The sequence below is a fragment of the Cohnella sp. 56 genome (genome assembly GCF_037963805.1).
Classification (GTDB): Bacteria; Bacillota; Bacilli; order Paenibacillales; family Paenibacillaceae; genus Cohnella.
Genome location: NZ_JAZDQE010000013.1, coordinates 1 through 19,455, shown reverse-complemented (window position 1 = coordinate 19,455; position 19,455 = coordinate 1). Strand labels below are relative to the sequence as shown.

At 58.9% G+C, this 19,455-nt stretch carries 15 protein-coding genes; 2 read left to right on the top strand and 13 right to left on the bottom strand.

What is annotated here, in order from left to right:
• Window positions 1–32 precede the first annotated feature (32 nt).
• Both VQ071_RS20795 and VQ071_RS20790 read right to left on the bottom strand, forming a co-directional pair.
• Complete coding sequence (locus tag VQ071_RS20795) at window positions 33–1,835, bottom strand: ABC transporter ATP-binding protein (RefSeq protein ID WP_340516146.1); 1,803 nt, start codon at window positions 1,833–1,835, stop codon at window positions 33–35.
• 259 nt (window positions 1,836–2,094) lie between these two features.
• A complete protein-coding gene (locus VQ071_RS20790; protein ID WP_340516145.1) occupies window positions 2,095–3,168 on the bottom strand; it encodes a glycosyltransferase family 4 protein in 1,074 nt (357 codons plus the stop codon).
• Between the two features lie 215 nt (window positions 3,169–3,383).
• Here VQ071_RS20790 and VQ071_RS20785 point away from each other — a divergent pair, with 215 nt between their 5' ends.
• Window positions 3,384–3,809, top strand: coding sequence for a hypothetical protein (locus VQ071_RS20785; protein ID WP_340516143.1), 426 nt, complete (start codon window positions 3,384–3,386; stop codon window positions 3,807–3,809).
• A 147-nt stretch (window positions 3,810–3,956) separates the two neighbouring features.
• On the opposite strand, the gene VQ071_RS20780 is transcribed toward VQ071_RS20785, so the two are convergent.
• From VQ071_RS20780 to VQ071_RS20770, 3 genes are all read right to left on the bottom strand, one after another.
• Window positions 3,957–4,181 carry a helix-turn-helix domain-containing protein gene (locus tag VQ071_RS20780; RefSeq protein ID WP_271750335.1) on the bottom strand — a complete coding sequence of 75 codons (225 nt, stop codon included), beginning with the start codon at window positions 4,179–4,181 and terminating at the stop codon, window positions 3,957–3,959.
• Window positions 4,182–4,368: 187 nt separating this feature from the next.
• Complete coding sequence (locus tag VQ071_RS20775) at window positions 4,369–5,103, bottom strand: YhcN/YlaJ family sporulation lipoprotein (protein ID WP_340516142.1); 735 nt, start codon at window positions 5,101–5,103, stop codon at window positions 4,369–4,371.
• A 141-nt stretch (window positions 5,104–5,244) separates the two neighbouring features.
• Window positions 5,245–5,841, bottom strand: coding sequence for a TetR/AcrR family transcriptional regulator (locus VQ071_RS20770; protein WP_340516140.1), 597 nt, complete (start codon window positions 5,839–5,841; stop codon window positions 5,245–5,247).
• Between the two features lie 287 nt (window positions 5,842–6,128).
• Here VQ071_RS20770 and VQ071_RS20765 point away from each other — a divergent pair, with 287 nt between their 5' ends.
• Window positions 6,129–7,556 (top strand): DHA2 family efflux MFS transporter permease subunit, encoded by a 1,428-nt coding sequence (locus VQ071_RS20765; RefSeq protein ID WP_445293325.1) that lies wholly within the window; start codon window positions 6,129–6,131, stop codon window positions 7,554–7,556.
• Between the two features lie 64 nt (window positions 7,557–7,620).
• Here the strand turns inward: VQ071_RS20765 and VQ071_RS20760 are convergent, their stop codons facing one another.
• The 8 genes from VQ071_RS20760 to VQ071_RS20725 form a co-directional block, all read right to left on the bottom strand.
• Complete coding sequence (locus tag VQ071_RS20760; protein ID WP_340516136.1) at window positions 7,621–8,715, bottom strand: VanZ family protein; 1,095 nt, start codon at window positions 8,713–8,715, stop codon at window positions 7,621–7,623.
• A gap of 103 nt (window positions 8,716–8,818) precedes the next feature.
• The gene (locus VQ071_RS20755; RefSeq protein WP_340516135.1) at window positions 8,819–11,116 is read right to left on the bottom strand and encodes a hypothetical protein; all 2,298 of its coding nucleotides are present in this window, start codon (window positions 11,114–11,116) and stop codon (window positions 8,819–8,821) included.
• Between the two features lie 36 nt (window positions 11,117–11,152).
• Window positions 11,153–12,292, bottom strand: a complete 1,140-nt coding sequence (locus tag VQ071_RS20750) for a GNAT family N-acetyltransferase (protein WP_340516133.1) — start codon at window positions 12,290–12,292, stop codon at window positions 11,153–11,155.
• A 20-nt stretch (window positions 12,293–12,312) separates the two neighbouring features.
• Window positions 12,313–13,767, bottom strand: coding sequence for an ABC transporter substrate-binding protein (locus VQ071_RS20745; RefSeq protein ID WP_340516131.1), 1,455 nt, complete (start codon window positions 13,765–13,767; stop codon window positions 12,313–12,315).
• A 116-nt stretch (window positions 13,768–13,883) separates the two neighbouring features.
• Window positions 13,884–14,762, bottom strand: coding sequence for a carbohydrate ABC transporter permease (locus VQ071_RS20740; protein WP_340516130.1), 879 nt, complete (start codon window positions 14,760–14,762; stop codon window positions 13,884–13,886).
• A complete protein-coding gene (locus VQ071_RS20735) occupies window positions 14,759–15,676 on the bottom strand; it encodes a carbohydrate ABC transporter permease (RefSeq protein WP_340516129.1) in 918 nt (305 codons plus the stop codon). The genes VQ071_RS20740 and VQ071_RS20735 overlap by 4 nt, the downstream gene beginning before the upstream one ends.
• Before the next feature lie 208 nt (window positions 15,677–15,884).
• Window positions 15,885–17,666 carry a cache domain-containing sensor histidine kinase gene (locus VQ071_RS20730; RefSeq protein WP_340516128.1) on the bottom strand — a complete coding sequence of 594 codons (1,782 nt, stop codon included), beginning with the start codon at window positions 17,664–17,666 and terminating at the stop codon, window positions 15,885–15,887.
• 12 nt (window positions 17,667–17,678) lie between these two features.
• Window positions 17,679–19,307 (bottom strand): response regulator, encoded by a 1,629-nt coding sequence (locus VQ071_RS20725; RefSeq protein WP_340516127.1) that lies wholly within the window; start codon window positions 19,305–19,307, stop codon window positions 17,679–17,681.
• Between the last annotated feature and the right edge of the window lie 148 nt (window positions 19,308–19,455).

Genomic DNA, 19,455 nt, shown 5'->3' with positions numbered 1-19,455 from the left:
GGTGCGGCTCGTACATCAGTCCTCGCACCGGCTCACGCCTGGAGCTGCTTCAGCTGGTAGAACTCGCCGCCCTTGGCCATGAGCTCGTCGTAGGTACCGATCTCGGCGACCTGGCCGCGCTTCATGACGACGATGCGGTCGGCATCGCGGATCGTCGACAGCCTGTGAGCCACGATGAATGTCGTGCGGTTCTGGACCAGCTTGTGCATCGCCTGCTGCACGAAGTATTCGGACTCGTTGTCGAGCGCGGACGTCGCCTCGTCGAGCAGGATGATCCTCGGATCGCGGACGAGCGCCCGCGCGATGGCGATCCGCTGCCGCTGGCCGCCGGACAGCTTGCCGCCGTGTTCGCCGACCGCCGTGTCGAGCCCCTGCGGCAGCTGACGGACGACATCCTCGAGGTAGGTCATGCGTATGACCTCCGCCAGCCGCTCCTCGCTCACCGAGGGCAGGCCGTAGGTGATATTCTCGCGAATCGTCCCCGAGAACAGCACCGTGCTCTGATGCACGACGGCGATCTGCGACCGGTAGGCCGTCATATCCAGTTCATCCATCGGGATGCCGTCGATCGCGACCTGGCCTGAAGTCGGCCTGCTGAAGCCGATCGCCAGATTGAGCACGGTCGACTTGCCCGCGCCCGACGCACCGACAAGGGCGATGCACTCGCCCGCCCTGACCCGCAGGTCGAAGCCGCTCAGCACATGGCGGTCCGAGTTCGGATAGCCGAAGCTCACGTCGCGGAATTCGAATTCGCCGCGAATATCGTCCAGCTTGCGCTTGCCCTGGTACTCCTCCGTATCCTGCGAGAGCAGGATTTCCGTCACCGAGTAGATCGACTCGAAGCCTTTGGCGATGTTCGGATATATGTTGATCAGCTGCGTGATCGCGCCGAGAATCATCGCGAAGTACGATTGATAGAGCACGATATCGCCGACCGGAATCTCCCCGCGGAAGGCGAGCAGCACGGTAAATGCGAGGCATAACACCTGGAATGTCTGGAATGTGACCCAGGCGGCCGAGCCGAAGTAAGCCTCCACGATATCGAGCCGGTATCCTTTGGAGCGAAGCTTGCTCAAGGTGCTGTCGATCTTGCTGATCTCCGTCTCCTGCAGCCCGTGCGCGCGGGTGACCGGCATCATGCCGACCATCTCGGATACTTGACCGGACATCGATTCGATCTGCTTGCGGAAGTCCTTGTTCGTGCGCTGTATTTTTTTGCGAAAAAAAGTGACCATCGCGACGCCCGCAGGTATCGTCAGCAGGAAAAACAGCATGACGGTCCAGCTCTTGCCCGCCGTGATGAAGATGGCGACGACGACGCTGATGATCGCCGGCAGCACGGACAGCATCATCTGGCGGGACAGAAATTCGATCGCCTCGACGTCGCGCAGCACCTTGGATTGCAGCCGGCCTGCGGCGAGCTCTCCATGCGCGGACATCGACAGCCGCTGCAGCTTGCGGACGAGCGTGCTGCGCAGGCTGGCTTCGACATAACGGATCGCCTTGCTCATATAGCTGATATGCAGCACCTGGGTCGGTATATTCTGCACGATGACGACGAACAAGATCGCGATATTCCACCAGAGCGTGCTCGTGCTGTACTTTTCCGGCTTGGTCGCCATGTTGATCAGGTTCGCGGTGACGATCGGCAGCACATAGACCGGGGAATGCTTGATCAGGAAAAAGAAGGCCGACCAAAACAGCTTGATCCAATGGTCTTTATATAGAAGATACAAAATCCGCGCGGGACGCCGATCCGTCAAAGCTTCATTTTCGAATAAATGCTCAAGTCCGTACGAAGGCGCATCCGGCTTCGGGACGGTGGCAGTACTCACCTTTGCCCACTCCTCATCTAACAAGCTTAACGCGTGTTCACCAGTTGATAACTTACTCATTGTCGAGCATTATGTCTCATATGTAAACCTCGTCACGCCGAGAAAAAGCGGTGCATACACGGTTGGCTGGCAGTATTCGAGCGTTACGCGGCTTTAATAGAATGTTTGCGGCCAATTCTATCCCTTTAAAGCGATTTCACTGCGTTTTGGCATCCGGTCACGCCGCGTAAACGCTTTAAAAGCGAACACGCACAAGCGCTCAGCGAATGCCGAGCGCCTGCAACATATGCATCATATTGGCGACATAACGCGCCGGCGCGAACCGCTCGAGCACGTAGTGTCTGCCGACCGTCCGGATTCGCTCTCTGAAGCCGCCGTCCTTGAGCAGCGCTTCGCCGAGATCGGCCGCGACGACCAGCCCTTGCTGCGGATACAGCAAGCCTGTGAGGCTGTGTTCGATAAACGCCCGCACGCCGTCCGAATCCGCGGCGACGACCGGACAGCGGCACAGCATCGCCTCCCCGACCGCATAGCCGAACCCTTCGGTAATCGAGGTCGAAGCGAGGAAGCCTCCCGAGTCTCCGATAATGGACAAATAATCGGACATGACCAGATTCGGGACATTGAACTTGCGGACGATGCGCGGCCCGAGTCCGAGCCGCGCGACTTCCCTGCCGAAGGCCGCCTCCTCGTCCGGATGGTTAAGCGTAGGGTCCTCGAACATCCACAGATGCACGTCATGTCTGCGCCTCACCAATTCGGCGCCGATCTGCAGGTATGCCCGCCAGTTTTTGTTGGGCTCGATGCGGCCGATCCAGCCGATGATCGGGTGCGGATGAATCGGCACCGGATGATAGCCGAAGCGTTCGACATCAAGCAGGTTGTCAAAGGAAAACTGGGCGATATCGCTGTACATGCCGCTGAACAGCTCATAAAGATGAGACGTCCGCGGATACACAATCGCGTTGGCGAAGCTGCGCAGACAGGGAGCGGCTCTGAGCAGCGTTTCCTTGGCCTGGGCACTCGTGCCAAGCCCCTGCGACTCGTAAATGAGCGGCTTGACGAAGCCGAGTCTGCGGAATCGTTCGAGCGTCTGGACATCGTTGGATACGATAATGGCATCGTAAGCGCCGGCGAGCAGCAGGCCGCGAATCTCTTCGTCATTGTTCGTGATGAAGGTCGGGATGCCGGACGTATTGTTCTTGGCCCCTTCTCCCTGCCAGAAATAAAGAAGATGGCAATCGACGCCGATGCGCCGCAGCGCCTCGGATCTCAGCCGATTCAAAGTCTCCATGCCGCCGCTCGGCAAATAATAGGCGAATAGAAGCCTCATGCTGATCCGGCCTCCTATGCTCGTCTTCGCGAATTGACCATTACTCCATCGTATGCGGCGTTTGTCAGAACGTATGGACCCTTGCGGTGATCATGGCGGAAACAGTCCGAATCCCGGTTCTATTTTTGTGCGATTTTTCCAGTTACTTTGTCTATACATGTCCGGCGCGCCATTCATAAGCTGTCCTATGCCGGTTCGAAAGGGGGTGCTTGAAAATGGCATTTTTAATCGATGCAAGGACATCGCAGAACGCCAGCTATGCCAACTCCATCGCGGTGCCGATAACGGTCCTGGACACGCCGCAGCTGTTCGGTCAGATCGGTCTCATCACAGAGGGCGTCGGCGCCAACCCGCGCGTTCAATTGACGGGTACGATCTCCCTTCAGATCCCGCTGGCGGTTCTCGTCGGTACGACGATCTCGATCGTCAGAGGCACTGAACCTACCGATCCGCTCGTCTACTCTGCAACCGAGACGCTGGAGCTCAGCATCCTGGCTCCTGCCGTGCTCACCTTCTCGGCAGCGGACTTCAACCCGCCGATCACGCCACAGTTGACCTACACTGTATTCGTATCCGTCGGCGTGCTTGGGACGGTTCGTGTCGGTCCCGAGAACTTCAACGGCACGCTTTATTCCGATTGATTGCAGCAAGCTTCATAGAAGCCAGCGGCGCATGCCGCTGGCTTTTTGCATGATTGGCACACCTCATTCGGCGCACACCAAAAGCCTTCTTTCCCCCGCTCATCGAGCGATGAAAAAGAAGGCCGGCCCGCGTCCGGATTCCCCGGATCAGATTTTCAATTCCCCGAGCTTAATCAGCTCTACGACCGCTTGCGAACGACCCTTGACGTTCAACTTCTGCATGACGTTAGAAATGTGATTTCTAACGGTCTTCTCGCTTATGAACAGCTGCTGGGCAATGTCTCGGGTCGTCTTGTCCTGCACGAGCAGTTCGAAGACTTCGCGCTCCCGATTGGTAAGAAGGAATTTGTTCTTGTGGTCGCTGCTTCTCAACGTATGTCACCCCTCCTTGCCCGGGATTCAGATGCTTGCAGGGTGAAGGGTACAGTCGCTTTATCATATGAGGGGTGCCGCTGGCTGGTGCGGTGAACGGGGAATTTGGGCGCATCAAAGAAAATGCCGGGTCGGCGCACCCAAAAACGCCCCGCCCGGCAAGCGCCGGCGGGGCATGCTGAACAGCTTAGCGGCTGTTCTGCGCGGGATGGGAGCGGTTGGTTGTCAGCGGGTGATTTGAAGCGGATGAATGGCTGTCGTGGGCGCTGGCGGACATGCGCGGCTTGCCCGTAGCCGCATGACCGTGCATCGCGCCATGCCCTTGTCCGTCGATGCCGGTTGCCGTCAGCCCGTTGCCGGTGCCCGCTGCGCGATTGCCGTCCTCGGCGGTCGGGAAGATCCGGTTGACGACTGCATTAAACTCGGTCAGCAAGCCCTGAATCGGATGTCCTTGGCGGACCTGCTCAGCGTACCCCCGCATACGATCGCCCCATTCCGGATTCGAAGAGACGTATACATGATCGGTGGCGGGAGATTGCGCCTTGACGACATCGGCGATCTCGCCCTTCAGTTGGTCCGTCAGCTTGTCGTCGCCGGCGCCTTCGGTCTGAACGGCGACATAGGCATTGCGGTCGGAACGGACGACATAGGCCGCATGGATATCGGATCTGGCGGCCAGCCGATCGGCGATCTTTTGATCCATCTCCAGATGGCTGTTGCCGTGGAGGCCGACGACATTGTTGTTCATCCGCTGTGTGCCGTGAAGCCGGTTCATCTCGTTCCTGCCGTCGTCGGCGAAGCGGTCGTTCAGGCTCTGGGACCTGATGTTGGAATTGCCGACGTCTCCCTGCTTGCTCGAGCAGCCCGCCATCGTCACCGACGCCGTCAATACGAGCGCAGCTGCCGCAGCCTTGTACCACATGAGGCTGACTCCCCCTTTGTTGTGTTAACGAATGATCGTTATTGCGTCGCATCAATCGTTAGCATGACCCGTCCGAGGAGCCGGTATGCGTCGTATTCAGCTATCGGCGGCAGCGCAGGGTACGTCTACTGAGCGGCGCCGTCAGGACTTCTTCTCGTGATGGCGCCGCAGCAGCATGAACTGCTTGGCCATATATACGGGCGTGTACGGCATGTCGTGGCGCAGCCAGGAGATGATCGTGCCGATCAGGGCCGAGGAGCCGTACCAGACGGCGATGTCCCGCTGGACGCCCGTGGCGGCGAGCGCGGCCTCCCCCTCCGGGCGCTCGATTCGCTCCACGACCATATCCGTCAGCAGCCGCAGGAACCGCTCTGTGAATATCGGCGTCCGCCGCGTGGCGAGTATGACCTTGTAGAATCGGCAATGCTCGGCGATATGCTGCAGCAGGTTCACCATGAGCGGCCACTCCGATTCCTGGACCGACAGCTGCCGGGATGCCGGCGATTGCAGGATCGCACGGATATCCTCAATCATATCGTCCGCCATTTTCTCCATCATGTCGGGTATGTCGCGGTAATGCAAATAGAACGTCACGCGGTTGATCGTGGCGCGCTCGGCAAGGCGATTCACCGAAATTTTCTCGACGTCCAGCTCCTCCAGCAATTCGACGAAGGCGTCCCGCAGCAGCCTCCGCGTGCGAACAATGCGGGGATCGGTGCGCGGCGCAGCGTGATCCATACCATCTTGTCCTTTCCGTCACGGCCTAATCGACACTCGGACTCTATACTGTCTATCTTCTCGAAGATAGGCGACGGTGCCGAGGCGGAATGCAACTTAATTTACACATCGCGCATGACTGTCGATTGCAAATGCCGGCGATCCGGCTAAAATCTAATTTATGCCGTGTTAATTATATTACACAGTGTAAATTTAGTCTATCGCAGACTTGAAAGGGATGGAGCAAGTTGAGTAAAAGCTTGACCGTAGAGAGCGGCGCGATCAAAAAAGGGCCGATCTTGTTCATTATGATTTTGGGGGCGTTCCTGGCGACGCTGAACCAGACGATCATGAGCGTGGCCACGCCGGAATTGATGACCGACTTCGATATCACGGCGACGACGGCCCAATGGCTGACGACCGGCTACATGCTGGTAAACGGCGTACTCATCCCGATCACCGCCTTCCTCATGCAGCGGTTCACGACGCGGGAGCTGTTCCAGGCTTCGATGATCATCTTCCTGGCAGGCACCCTGACGTCCGCAGTCGCGGCCGGCTTCCCCGTACTGCTGGCCGGACGGCTGATTCAGGCGGCCGGCGCCGGCATTATTATGCCGCTGCTGATGAACGTCATTCTGACGCTGTTCCCGCCGAACAAGCGGGGCGCCGCGATGGGCATGGTCGGCTTCGCCATCATCTTCGCCCCAGCGATCGGCCCGACGCTGGCCGGATACGTGCTGGAGAACTTCCCGTGGGAGACGATGTTTTACGGCATGCTGCCGTTCGTCGCGCTCGTCATCGTACTGGCATTCATCTATCTTCGCAACGTGTCCGAACGATCTTTTCCGAGAATCGATATCACAAGCGTCGCCCTGTCCACAATCGGCTTCGGCGCCGTGCTGTTCGGCTTCAGCCGCGCCGGCACCCTCGGCTGGGCGAGCACCGAGGTGCTCGCGTATCTCGCCTGCGGCATCGTCGCTCTCATCCTGTTCACGTGGCGGCAGCTCGCGTCCGGCAATCCGCTGCTCGACCTGCGTGCCTTCAAGTACGACATGTTCACCCTGACGACGATCATCAATATCGCCGTCACGATGATGATGTACGCGGATATGATGCTGCTGCCGCTGTATCTGCAGAATGCGCGCGGCTACACCGCGCTCGAGTCCGGCCTGCTCATGCTGCCGGGTTCGCTGCTCATGGGATTCATGATGCCGATCACCGGCAAGCTGTTCGACCGGTTCGGCGCGAAGTGGCTGTCGGTCATCGGGATGGCGATCACGATCGGCACGACGATCGGCTTCATCAACCTGACGGACTCGACGAGCTATACGTACCTGGTGCTGATGTCGACCGGACGCCGTATCGGCATGGCGATGTTCCTGATGCCGATCACGACGGCGGGCCTCAACCAGCTGCCGCCGAAGCTGAATGCGCACGGCACCGCGATCTCCAATACGATCAAGCAGGTCGCAGGCGCGATCGGCACCTCCCTGCTCGTCACCATCATGACGGACCGGAGCAAGACGCACTACATGGAGATGGCGGCCGCAGGCGGAACCGACCAGCAGCATATGACGATGGAAGCGATGATCCAGGGCATCAACGACGCGTATCTCGTCATCATCGCGATCGGGCTCGTCGGATTGCTGCTCTCCTTCTTCATCAAGCGCAAGGAGCATCCGCACGAGGTCAGGGATCTGTCCTCCCGCACGGAGACCAAGGTGCAGGAAGCTTGACTAGGGCTTGACGCAAACGCAAAGAAGCCGGCTCCTGCGACAGCAGGACCGGCTTCTTTGGCGTTCAACCTACGATCTGCCGGGTGCCGCTCCACTTGTCGTGGAACGGCACGCGGCGGCGATTGAACAGGCAGCGGATCAGATGTATCGCCAGCCACAGGTTCAGCGCGAACAGCCCGACGGCATACGGGATGAGCGCGAGCGGCGGGAAGTCCCGGACGGCGACGATCGGATACGTGAGGTTGGCTCCGCCGGCAATCAGGTAGAGCAGGCCGTAACGTGCAGCCAGCGCCGCCAGCGGCACGCGTTCCTTGTCTCCGCGGCCGCGGATGCGGATGCGGACGACCCACTTGCCCGCCGTGCGGCCGTTCGTCGCATACGGCACCGCCACGAAATAGACGATCACGACGGACGCATAGGCGTACAGGAGAGGAACGTGCATGACGGCGAGCACGGCGCAGACCGGCAGCAGAATGCACCAGTCGATCGCCGCCGCGAGCAGCCTGCGCGTATAGCTCACCCGCTTGGCGGACAGATCGACGCCTTCGTCCAGCCGGTCGATGCGGGGCAGACGGTTCGCGAGCCACTCGGCCGCGAGGTAGCCGATCATGCCGCCCAGCGTGTTCGTCATCAGGTCGTCGACGTCGAACAGCCGGTACGGATAATCGTAAATGCCGAAAATCCCCGTCACCTGCGTCGTCTCGAACAGGAGGGACAGCCCGAAGGAGAGCAGCAGGCAGCGAACCCAGCGTGCGCGGAAGTAATACCTCAGGAACAGTCCGAAAGGAATCGTCAGCAGCACGTTAAACGCCACCTGGAGCACCGCCCGCTCGCCGAACAGAAGCGGGTAAGTCGAAGGCCGGTCGAACGAAACGCGGGTCTCCCGCGCGATGTCGGCCAAAAAGTGAAACGGCGTCCATTGAAAGTACGAGTCCGCCGCAGGCGGCGCGTTGTGCAACGAGTCCGGCAGCGGCAGCAGAATCAGGTAGACGGCGTTGAGCAGATACAGCAGCAGCAAGTACAAAATCAAGGCCCTCAGCTTGTGGATATAGCCGTGCCTGCGGTACTGCACAATGAGAAACGGAACGGTGAAAACGGCCGCCGCAACCGGAAAGCTTAAGAAGGCGTAGGAAATCGGGAACAGATAAAACGCTATCACGCGGAACACCTGCCTGCATCATGCTTTGTCAGGCTTTACTATACAGGATGATCAGGTGTCCGCGCGACTTCAATTTTCGAATGCCTCGCCTATCCCGGGTTGCCTAATAAGCGATCGTCGGATTCCAGTATGTCGAATCGCTGGCGTTGTCGCCCTTCTTGTCCACGACGAAGTAGATCATGTCGTTCTGGGCGACGGTCGTGTTCACGCTCGGCGAGTAGCCCGTGCCGTCGTTGTAGGCGATCGACTGCCAGCCGCTGGACGGCCAGATCTGCGTGCCGTTCTTCATGATCTTGACGTTGACGCCGTCGCCGCCGCCCATGTCCTGCTTCCGGACGCTGCCGCTGATGTTGATGTTGCCCGCCTGCGGCGCCCGCCAGGCGAGCGCGGCGGCATTGGTGTCCGGGTGCAGCACATTCGGCACGATCTGGCACCACGTCTGCGCGCCCTTCCATGCGCTGCCGTTCCAGGACATGTCGGCGTAGGCCGAGCCGTTCCACTGCTTGTAGAACCATTGATTGGCCCCCTGAGAGGCAGTAAATCCGTTCGAGAACGTGTACGAGAGCGGATAAGCGATCGTCGGATTCCAGTACGTCGAGTCGCTGGCGTTGTCGCCCTTCTTGTCCACGACGAAGTAGATCATGTCGTTCTGGGCGACGGACACGTTCACATTCGGGTTGAATCCCGTGCCGTCGTTGAAGGCGATCGACTGCCAGCCGCTGGACGGCCAGACTTGCGTGCCGTTCTTCATGATCCTGACGTTGACGCCGTCGCCGCCGCCCATGTCCTGCTTGCGCACGTTGCCGCTAATATTCACGGTGCCCGCCTTCGGCGCCTTCCAGGCGAGTGCGGCGGCGTTCGTATCCGGGTGCAGCACGTTCTGGCCGATCTGGCTCCACGCCTGTGCGCCCTTCCATCTGCTGCCGTTCCAGGTCATATCGGAGTAGGCCGAACCGTTCCACTGCTTGTAATACCATTGATTGCCGCCCTGCGCAGACGAGTACCCGGTGCCAAACACGTACGTGCCCGATCCCGTGGCCGCCGACGAAGCCGGAATCTCGATCACGATCGGATGATCGGTCATCGCCAGACTGATGGCGCTTGCGCCAAAGTACGTCCCGGTCGGCGCCGTCCCGACCGTCGGATCGTACGTTCTCGCGATCGTCGCCGCAGCATCCAGATTAACCGTAATGTTGTTCGTGCCGCTGTAGCGATCGTTCCAGATGACAAGCTCGAACGTGCCGTCGTGCTTCTGCAGCAGCAGATCGTGCAAGGTCGACGGCGCGCCCGAAATCGAGTAGCCGAGCTGGCCGGGCGTCATGGAGCCGTAGTCGCTTAGAATCGTCGTCAGATTGTGGAGATAGTCGGCCGCGGGCTTGTAATTGTTGTTCACGTCGATGAAGCCGAAGTTCGCTTCGCTGTCGTCCTTAATCTGATAAATAAAAGTATTCTTGATGCCTCGCTTGAACTGGCTGAGATACAGGTTCATGAACAGCTTGCCCTGCTGCTGCGGCGTAATGACGTTGCCCGGGCCGCCGGTCGACGGCCAGCCGGTCTCGGTCGTCACTCTTGGCAGCGCTTGCAATTGTGTGTTCGTATAGCCGTTGAATTTCTTGTTCCAGGTTACGCCGAAATCCTGACGCAGCGAATTGTAGATTTCGACCGTCGGGTCGGCGGCGTTCCAGGTTACGTTGTCGCTGAGCGATTGGCCGAACAGCTGACCGTTTTTGCCCGATACATAGTTATGGGAGTTCGCGTAGTCGGCATAGGTCGTGCCGTCCGGCATCAGCGTCCCCGCTCCGCTCGGGATCTTGATATACTGCAAGCCGACATTGTCCGGCTCGGCGCCGAGGTTGGACGCGCTGTATACGGGATAGTTCAGGAGCAACGAGTCCGCCTTGACCTGGCTGTACAGCGACTGCTGGTACTTGGCGACAGGCATGAAGGTGCCGGAGAGAGAGGAAGTCTGACCCTGGAACGTCACGGGAAAATTGCCCGGCTCGTTCGGCCCTTCGATCGCCATAAGCGCGCCGGCACTGGCCAGCGTCCGGGCTTTGTTCAGCTGATCCGTCAGATTGGCGTCGTTGGGACCATTGACGCCCGCATCGGTGCGGATGCCGTACGTATTGTACAGGTACAGCAGGCCGTTCACGTCGCTTAGTTCGTTCATCATATCGCGGGCGTTGCGAAGCCCCGCATAGGACATGGCCGCGCCGACGGTCGCGGCGCTCTGCCCCTGGCCCAGATGGATCGCGACGCCGAGCGAATCGAGGAAGTCCGTAGCCCTGACGGCGGTGACGCTGGCCGCGTGTGCGGATTGAAGCGGCACGCTCAGCGAGGCTGCCAAAATGGCGGTAACCGTCAGCGATGCTTGAATTCTGAAGCCGATCGTTTTTTTCATCGGGATGCCCTCCGTCAATGAAATCGAATCGAATGCTCAGATATAGCACAATCCTGCGGTGTAAGGAAAAGGAACCGGAAATAAATGCTTGAAGGCTTCGACGCCTCCCGGAGCCGGCTCGTCACGCGCGCCGGCGCAATCGAAAATGAGCCGGATCAGCTGCTGCGAAGTATAAACGGAAGGTGGCGGGCCTCCTCTGCTCCCGAGCAGCCAACGGCCGTCTTCCTGCTGCCGAAGATCAAGATCGCTAATATCCCCCCTCTCGGCAAACCATGGGCGAAGCTGCTCGATCAGCGCCGCCCCGTCGGCGATTCGCATCGTGCCCGGGTGATTCTCCGTCTCGGCAGGAATGCCGCCGAGCTGCGCCTGAAGCTCCCGCTCATGCCACGGCACCGGAATATCCAGCGCCGCGAGCCCGAACCGGCGCATCGCTTCGCCGAACAGCGCCGCGACCGCGGGCGGGTCGCCGGTATGCTCCAGCATGGTCCCGAATCCGTCGGACTTCCTCGATACGCCGATCACGACGGCGCCCGTCATCCTTCCCTCCGCCTCGTGCACGAGCACGCGCTGCGACAGCTTCAATATACTCGCGAACGCCTCGGCCCTGAGCAGCGCCCCCAGCTCGTTCACGCCGAGCCGGTACCGCACCGGCCGGGAAGCCAGCGCGGCCTGCAGCGCGAACAGATCGTCCGGCTGCGCCTCGCGGACGCTTCCCGGCCCGATGCGTGCGCCGTCAAGCAGCCCCGCCTGCGCCGGGCTCACGCGATACCGGAGCACGCGTCCGAAGGACGCGCATCCGGACCGCGTGTACAGAGAGCGGTCGCCCGATACGAGCAGCAGAGAAGCGCCTGCATCGCGGGCGAACGCATACACCTGCTGCAAGATTTGGCTGGCATAGCCTCTGCCTCGCGCCGACGGCGCCGTGCACACCGAGCCGAGCGAGAGTACGCTCAGCTCGGCTGCGCCGATCCGCATCGTCCAGGGCACGAGGCCCATGAACGATACGAGCGTGCCGTCCGCCTCGAAGGCGCCATACGACAGATGCGCCGCCGCGTCCGAGAAGATGAAAGGAAACGCGGTCCCCATCGACGTCTGCTCCGCATCGCGGAACGTATCATCCGACAAGCGGACGGCCAATTTCATTTCCTCGTTTGTCAGCCTTCGCACGACTGCCATGCTTGCGCCTCCTCAGCCTGCTATTCCACTTTGATTTTCGAGAGCACTTCGGTGTCGAACTTCTTGGCCGCCTTGTCGAGCTCGGTCTTGGGATCGGCGTTCTTGTCGGACAGAATCGCCTGCATGGCGGTTGTGATCGCGGCATAATAATCTTGCGCGTTGTACGTCGCCTCGGGTTGTCCCGACATGGTGGACACTGTCTGCTCGTCCACGGAGAAGACCGTATCCGGATACTGCGAGATGATGTCCTTCATTTGATTGCCATAATCGGAATCGATATTGAAGTACACGCTCGTCGGATCCCAGAAGTAAACCTGGTTGTTCGATTTCCGTTCGTCCAGTATGCGCTTCAGCTCGTCAAGTCCGCTCTGGTTGAAGTAGTCCAGCGTCAGGTAATCGAATGCAGCCTGCTGCACTTCAGGAGACTCCTGCGGGTTGATGACGCGATAGTTGCCGCCCATGACGCCGACATGTGCGCCGCCCTTTTCCATAGACGGCATCGGCAGCACCAGCAGGTCGTCCTTCTTCATACCGGCCTGATTGACCGAATCTTCGATCTTCTGGCCGATGACCATGGCTGCGCGTCCCTGCTTGAAAACGTTATACGTTTCGTTGTAATTCAGCGCCCAGTTTTGCGGCAGCGCATTCGCTTCCCATCTCAGCTTCTTCAAGAACTCCATCGCCTTGACGCCTGCGTCGGAGTTAAACGCGGAGCTGACTTTGCCATCCGCCACAGCCTCCGCTTGGCCTCCGGCTTGATACAGGAAGTTGGTCCAGTTCCAGCCGCCCTCGTTGCCCTTGGCCATGATCGCGAAGCCCGCGATGCCCTTGGCCGGGTCGGCGGTCGCTTTGGCCGCGTTATAGAAGTCGTCCCACGTCCAATCCGAGGTCGGCAGCGGCACATTTTTGCTCTCGAACAGCTTCTTGTTGATCATGACGTTCATAATATAGCCGTCGTTCGGCAGCGCAAACAATTTGCCGTCGATCGTCATCGGCTCCAGCAGCTTCTGGTTGAAGTCGTTCGCGTGCTCGTAATTCGCCATCAAGGTCGTCAGATCGGCCGCCCACTGATGCTCCGACAGCGTCTTCCCCTCGGTGGCGAACGTATTGAACCAGGATTGCGCCTGGTGAGCCGCCATTTTGATGCCGATCTCGCTCGGCGCATACTGCCAATCGTTTTTCTTGATCGTGACGTTCGGATACTTTTCCTGGAACCGCTTGATCTTGCTGTCCTCCAGCGCGATCGATTCCGTATTGTCCGGCTTCGGATACTGGATCGTCATCGTCACCTTCGGAGCTTCGGTTGGCGCAGCGGATTCGGAGGCGGGTGCGGAGCCGGATGCGCTCGCAGTTGCGCCGGTCGAGGCCGACGGCGATGCCGAGCCGTTTGCGTTGCCGTTGTTGCCTCCGCACGCGGTGGCGACCAGCATCAGGGTGATCAAGGAAAAAGCGAGACCTTTCTTTTTGTTGCTCATTTTTAGTACCCCTTCCTAATATCTGATTAATTTGACAAGTTCATCATAACGGGGCCGGCCCGTGTATTCGATGACGGATCCACAGCATTGTGATGACGGATTCACCGCCGATTCGATTATCCTTTGACGCCGGACAGGTCCAGACCGTGCATAATATTTTTCTGGAAAATGATAAAGAAGATGAGCGGCGGAATCATGATGGCCGTGAGCACGCTGAACTTGACATTCCAGGTCATCATCGTGGCCGTGACGATATCATAATACACGAGCGACGAGATCGGATACTTTTCCTTGACGGACAGCACGAGAGACGGCCAGTACCAATCGTTCCACGTCGCCGTAAATGCGAATATGAGCAGCGTCGAATAGACGGGAAGCGAGAGGGGCACGGCCATTTTGAAAAAGCAGCGCAGCTCCGAGGCGCCGTCCATGCGCGCCGCTTCGAACAGCTCCTTGTTGATGCCGTCCATGAAGCTTTTGAGCAGAAGAATGTTGAAGGCATTCGCGCCGGCCGGCAGCCAGAACGCCCAATAGGAATTGAGCATGCCCAGACTCTTCAGATTCAGGAAGTTCGGAATCAGATAGGTCGCGCTCGGAATCATGAGCGTGCTCATGAAAAACAGCGTCGCGGTCTTCCGATAGGGCACCTTCATCTGAGACAGGCTGAATGCGGCGAGTCCGGGGATCAGCAGCGCGAAAAAGGCGTTCCCGGCGTAAAGCAGAAGCGTATTCATAAACGCTCTGGTCAAATTGACATATTTAAAGCCCAGGGCATAGTTGCCCCATTCAAAATGATGGGGAAAATAGCTCGGCGGGAAGACGAAAATCTCTTCCTTCGTCTTGAATGAGCCGAACAGGGTCATGCCGAACGGATACAGCAGCGTCACGGTGAGCGCCAGCAGCGCCAGCAGCATGATGCCGTAGGCGAACATGACCGACTTTTTGTTCATGTCGAACGAGGACATGATGCTTCGTTCGCGGACGACTTTGCTCATGCTTGAGGGCTCCTTCCTTGCAGGCGGTAGAGGACGGCGGACAGCAGCGTCAGCGCGACGAACATCATCACGCCCAGAGCCGAGGCCCTGCCATAATTCAAGAACGTAAACGCCTGATTGATGATCTGATACATGTAAGTCAGCGTCGCGTTGTTCGGGCCCCCGCCGGTCAGCGCCACCTGCGTCTGGAAGCCTTGGGAGGTGGCGATCAGCTGCATGATGAACAGGAGCAGGTACAGATGCCGGATGCCGGGCAGCGTAATATGCCGAATGCGCCTGAACACCCCGGCGCCGTCGATCTCGGCCGCTTCGTACAGATCCTTCGGAATGCCGACGATCCCGGCGAGATAGATAAGTGCGGTCGCGCCGAAGCCCTGCCAAGTCTCCGCCAGCACGATCGAGAACGTCGCCCAGCGCTTGTCCGTCAGCCAGTTGACGCCGTCGATGCCGAACCAGGATAAAAACTGGTTGAGCGGGCCGAGCGGATCGTACAGCCATATCCACATGGCGTACAGGGCGACCGCCGGCACGATGTTGGGCAAATAGACGACCAGCCGCATGACGCCCTGGAATCGCCGCAGCTCCGAGATCGCGATCGCGACGACACTCGGCACCCAGAAGCCCATGAGGACGCCGAGGAACATATAAAGGAGCGTGTTGCGAACCGCGATGCCCATGTCGCTGCTCGCCAGCGCCTCGGCGTAGTTGGTCCAGCCGACGAAGCGGTTGCCGTTGACGAAGTCGATATTGTAAAAGCTGTAAACGACGCCCTTCACGATCGGCGTCCATAGGAACAGGCCGAACACGGCGAGCGCCGGGACCAGGAACGCGACGCCCCAGAAGTAATCCTTGAACGCCTTCGATAGACGGCCGCCGGCTTCTTCTCTGCGCGCAAGCGTTGATTGCGATGCCAACCGAGCCACCATCCTTTCTATTCTTTGAGTTGTGTCTCCTATTGTAATTGGCGGGCATCGCCAATCCCATGACCGAACCTCCGCATCGCGTGACGGATCCTCACGGGAACGTCGCATAGGCATATCGCTCGCGCCTGCACGCGCGCCCGAATGCAAAAGAACCGCACAGAATCGTGCGGTTCTCAATCGAACTTGGCTGCCGGGGCAACTAGCTCATTCGCGTATTCGCCGCGATCTCGCTCTCCGAACGGATGGCGGGCAGCCGGATCAACGCCCTCGCCCCGCCCTCCTCGCGCGCTTCGAAGGACAGTCCGTACGCGTCGCCGAACCGCAGCTGGATGCGCTTGTGCACGTTGCGAATGCCGAATCCCTTGTCCGGGTCAGCCGTCCCCGACAGAATCGCCTCGATCTTCTCAAGGTCGACGGGACGAAAACCGTTGTCCTCGACGGCGATCAGCAGCAGCCCCTGCGACACCCGGATGTCGATCGCCACCTCGCCTTCCCCGTCCATCTTGCCTACCCCGTGCAAAATGCTGTTTTCCACGAGCGGCTGGATGACGACCTTCGGCAGCAAATATTCGTCCGCGCCCTCCTCTACGTCGATACGGTACATGAAGGAATTCTGATACCGCTTCTCCTGCAGGTTCAAATAGGCTTCCACGTGATTGAGCTCTTCGCGGATCGTGATGATTTCCTTGCCTCTGCTAAGACCGATCCGCAGCATCGTAGACAGATCGCGCACCATATGCGCCACCTCGGGGACACCGCCCCGTATGCCGTACCAATACACTGAGTCCAGCGTGTTGTAGAGCAGATGCGGTGTGATCTGCGAATGCATGAGCATGAGCTCGGATTCCTTCTGCTTGATTTCCATCATGTACTTCTCGCGCACCAGCTGGTTGAGCCTTTGCGTCATTTTGTAGAAGGAACGGTAGATGAACCCGATCTCGTCCTTGCGTTCCGCCTCTGCGAACTTGTCCAGTTCCTTGCCGGGCTCGTACGATCGCGAGAAAGTGACGAGCCGGGCCATCGGCCGGAAGAACGATTTGCCGAGATAGAAAAAGAAAAACATGATAACGATAAAATAGCAGATTGCGGACAGCTGCAAAATCTCCTGCACCTTCTGGTGGGCGCCGACGAGCGAAGCGACCGGAATCTCGTAAAACAGGCGGTTGTCGTATGCGGGGCTGTAATGGCTGATATGCATGATGCCCCCCGACAGCCGAATGCCGGAATACAGATCGTCGCCTTGCTTGGGGCTGGCGAACCGGGAGCCGGACGTCGCGGTGCCGGCCAGCACCTCGTTGTCGGCGTCGACGAGATAGACGTCCGTTCCTTCGGGCAGCGCGAACGCGTTCATATCCGTCTCGAGCTTGTTCTCGATCTCCGTGGCGACCAGTACGCTTGTCGTCTTGCGCCCCTGGGAGATATCCGTCACCGCTCTCGTGTAGGCCATCGTTTTTTGCGACTTCATATTGAAGCCGAAGTGGTCGATCAGCACCACCGAGCCCAACCCGCCCGCCTGGATCGCTTTTTGCAGCCAAGGCACGTCCTTGAAGTCGCGTATGAAAAAAACGCCGGCATCCGACACGTCCGCATTCGGCGCGAATTCAAAATCGGACAGGCGGTCCGTCATGACGAACAGCGAGTATTTGACCTGCGAGGAAGAATCTGCGAGCAACTTCTCCGTGGCCACGTATCGCCGCACGCGCTCTTCACCGGCAATCTGGTCCACGTCGTTCCATTTTTGCACCGCGTCCGAAGCGATCAACGCGACCGTCATCTGGTCGATCGAATCCAGCACCCGGTCCATCGTGGCATGGCTTTGTCTGTTCAACTCAAAAAAAGCTTTGCCCGTCTGCTCCTTGATCGATGTGGACGCCTGATCGGAGGCGACCCAGAAAATCAGCAGCATCGGGACGAGGATCAGCAGGACGACGAACAGCAGCGCTTTTTTCATTAACCCGTACGATTTGCCCAGTCTGAACAATGGTAGTCACCCTCATCGGCGAACGGTATTGGGACTTTCCCCGTAAAAGCGCTTAAAAATCCGGCTGAAATGCTCCGGCGATTCGTAGCCGACCTCGTCTGCGATTTCGTAGCGTTTTTTGGACGTGCTGAGCAGCAAATGCCGCGACTCCTCCATCCGCAAGCCCGTGACGAAGTCCCATACGGTATCGCCTGCGATTCGCTTGAACAGATAGCTTAAATAGTTCGGACTCAGGTGGACATGGTCCGCAATATCTTGAATTTTCAAGCCTTTGTTGCGGTATGTACGGCGAATATAATCGATCGCCTGCTGCACGATCACATGATCGCGATCGTCCATCGACGTGCGGATGAGCGTAGCGGCCTCGGTCAGATACGCTTCCAGCCGGTGCTGAATCTCGATCGACGCCGACGGCAGCCGAAAATAGACGATCGGCTCCAGCGCCTGATGCCGCTCGCCTACCGTCTCCTTCATGTCGAGCAGCATGGCATATACGCGGTAAGCGATGCTGAGCGCGATCCCGGCGGTCGCTTCGGCCGTGTCGAACACGGGCGCGATATCCGAGATGAAGCGGCGGACCGCGTCATGAACTTCCTCGCCCTTGCTCCCCGTCTTCATCCAATCGACGAGCCGGTCGGCCTTCTCCTGCCAGTGAATCCGGATCGACGCTTCGCTCCTCACGAAGTCTTCGGCATAGAACACATTGTGCGTCTCGTACAATCCGCGCCATCTCACGGCCTCGGCCGCTTGACGATAGCACTCGGGCAGCTCCGCCAGCCCGCGCCGCAGTGGGCTGATGCCGATCACGGCCTCCATCCGCAGACAGCTGCGGATGTTGTTCACGACGCCGGCCGCCACAAGATTCAGCTGCGTCACCTGCTCCGTCCGGTCCTGGGACTCTCCGAAGTCGCCGAACTGCAGGATCGTGACGAGGCGGTTGCCCTGCCCGAAAAAGGACACCGCTTCCCAATCCGATACCGTCTCTTCGACGATGTTGAGCGAAGCGTACTTGAGCAGATTCTGATCGCGGAAGGAACGGATCGCTTCGCCCTCCCATCCCGCGCGCTCCCAGAGCAGCTCGATGACCAGCACCGCAAAATACGGCCCTACCAGCCGGACCTCGATCTGTTCGAAAATAAAAGGATCGTCGTCGGACGGCATCAGCGAGCCCGCGATCGCTTCATTAAGAATATACGTTCTGAGCGAAGTCATGCCGGTCAGCGAAAATTTCTGCCTCAGCGAGTCCTCCGCGATCCGCTTGTACTTCTCATGACGGTCCGAGAGCGCCTTCTCGACGACCTGGATCAGCTGGGAGAGAAGCACCGGCTTGATCAGATAGTCGCGGGCACCCAGGCGAATGCAATGCTGCGCGTACTGGAATTCGTCGTGCGCGGAGATGACCACGACCGGAATATCCGGCTTCTCCGACAGGATCGACTCCATCAGCTCGATGCCGTTCATGCCGTCCATCTGAATGTCGGTCAGGACGAGATCGACGGATTCCATGCGCACGTAATCCAGTGCCTCATAGCCATTCCAGGCCGTCAGCACTTGGGAAATATTCAAATCGGACGCTTCCAGGGAGTCTTTGATGCCCCGGCATACGATGGCTTCGTCGTCTACGACCAATACGGTATACAAGAGCACCGCCCCCTCCTCTGCCTAGTGCAAGAAACTTCAAATAAGTAATCGATTAGCATTTTAAGACCTTGCCTGCATATGTCCATTTAAAAGGCTTGGCCATCGTTTTGTTAAAGTAATCAATGAAATCAAGAATCTGTTGCCGTAG

What these genes read in the sequence shown, in the direction of transcription:
- VQ071_RS20790 (WP_340516145.1), bottom strand. Translation starts at nt 3,168, where the DNA reads ATGAGGCTTCTATTCGCCTATTATTTGCCGAGCGGCGGCATGGAGACT.
- VQ071_RS20785 (WP_340516143.1), top strand. Translation starts at nt 3,384, where the DNA reads ATGGCATTTTTAATCGATGCAAGGACATCGCAGAACGCCAGCTATGCC.
- VQ071_RS20775 (WP_340516142.1), bottom strand. Translation starts at nt 5,103, where the DNA reads ATGTGGTACAAGGCTGCGGCAGCTGCGCTCGTATTGACGGCGTCGGTG.
- VQ071_RS20770 (WP_340516140.1), bottom strand. Translation starts at nt 5,841, where the DNA reads ATGGATCACGCTGCGCCGCGCACCGATCCCCGCATTGTTCGCACGCGG.
- VQ071_RS20765 (WP_445293325.1), top strand. Translation starts at nt 6,129, where the DNA reads ATGATTTTGGGGGCGTTCCTGGCGACGCTGAACCAGACGATCATGAGC.
- VQ071_RS20755 (WP_340516135.1), bottom strand. Translation starts at nt 11,116, where the DNA reads ATGAAAAAAACGATCGGCTTCAGAATTCAAGCATCGCTGACGGTTACC.
- VQ071_RS20750 (WP_340516133.1), bottom strand. Translation starts at nt 12,292, where the DNA reads ATGGCAGTCGTGCGAAGGCTGACAAACGAGGAAATGAAATTGGCCGTC.
- VQ071_RS20745 (WP_340516131.1), bottom strand. Translation starts at nt 13,767, where the DNA reads ATGAGCAACAAAAAGAAAGGTCTCGCTTTTTCCTTGATCACCCTGATG.
- VQ071_RS20740 (WP_340516130.1), bottom strand. Translation starts at nt 14,762, where the DNA reads ATGAGCAAAGTCGTCCGCGAACGAAGCATCATGTCCTCGTTCGACATG.